Source organism: Ferrimonas sediminicola (assembly GCF_005116715.1).
In the GTDB taxonomy this organism is placed as follows: Bacteria; Pseudomonadota; Gammaproteobacteria; order Enterobacterales; family Shewanellaceae; genus Ferrimonas; species Ferrimonas sediminicola.
On record NZ_SWCI01000034.1, the window covers coordinates 1 to 1,239 of the forward strand.

Annotated in this window: 1 protein-coding gene; it reads right to left on the minus strand. The window is 54.1% G+C overall.

What is annotated here, in order from left to right:
* Positions 1-8 precede the first annotated feature (8 nt).
* Positions 9-1,171, minus strand: a protein-coding gene (locus FCL40_RS18365) for an IS3 family transposase (protein ID WP_136854724.1) whose coding sequence is annotated in 2 segments (ribosomal slippage) — positions 9-916 and positions 916-1,171 — 1,164 coding nt in all. Because the reading frame shifts where the segments join, the coding sequence is not laid out codon by codon here.
* Positions 1,172-1,239 lie beyond the last annotated feature (68 nt).

Sequence of the window (1,239 nt, forward strand, 5' to 3'; positions counted from 1 at the left end):
TGTAGTGGTCAACTAAATCCGGACACCTGTTTAGCCCGATTCTCGGCTTCCGCAGGCGGCACCCCATCATTGTGTTGGTGAGGGCGCTGCCAGTTGTAGTAGTCCATCAAGTATGCGGCGACGTCTCGCTTGGCTTCGCGAGCCGTCATGTAACCAGTTGATGGGATCCATTCTGTCTTCAAGCTCCGGAACAGTCTCTCCATGGGAGCATTGTCCCAGCAATTGCCACGGCGGCTCATGCTCTGAGTCATTCGATAGCGCCAAAGGCGCTGCCTGAACTTTCGGCTGGCATATTGGCTTCCCTGGTCAGAGTGGAACATCACACCATCTGGGCAACCGCGTTGCTGGTATGCCATCTCCAGTGCCTTTACGGCCAAATCGGCATCAGGTCTTTCCGACATGGCCCAGCCCACAGTTCGACGTGTGTGAAGGTCGATGATTGCAGCCAAATAATGCCAACGACCAGCGGCCCAGATATAAGTAATATCGCCGCACCAAACTTGATTGGGTTCGGCAACATCGAACTCCCGATCAAGCCGATTAGGGATGTCCGGTCGCTCCACTTGAGCCGTTTTATAGGCATGAGAACCAGGCTGCTTGGACACCAGCCCTGCCTCCTTCATCAAGCTACGTACTTTGAAGCGACCAATCTTGTGCCCCAATTCCTGCATCATCGACATCAGTGCACGACTACCAGCTGAGCCGCGGCTTTCCTTGAACAAGCGGCGTAGCTCGCTACGAAACTTGATACGCTCAGAGTCAACGCAGCGTTTTCGAGCCTTGTAGTCATAGAAACAGGATGTGGAGATATCGAAGGCGGAACAGACCAGTTCTGTGGATTCCTGCTCTCTCAACTGGTCTATCAGAGCGTACGTTCGAATTCGTCCGCCATTAAGAGAGCTGTGGCCTTTTTTAGCACCGCCTTTTCTCGCTCAAGTCGGTTAATGCGGGCCTCAAGCTCCTGAATTTTCTGCTGCTCCGGGGTAAGAGCCTTGTTGCTCGGAGTCTGGCCGCCTCTCTCAGCTTGGAGCTGGCGAACCCAGTTGCGGATCACCGTCTCTCCAACATCGAGTGATCGACTGGCCTCAGAGACGGAGTAGCCCTGGTCGAGTACCAGGCATGCGGCTTCCAGTTTGAACTCCGCAGTGAATGAGCGACGCTTTCTTGTCATTGAACACCTCTTGTTACGGTGGCGACTTTACCACCTAAAGCGGTGTCCGGGATCATTAAACCACCACA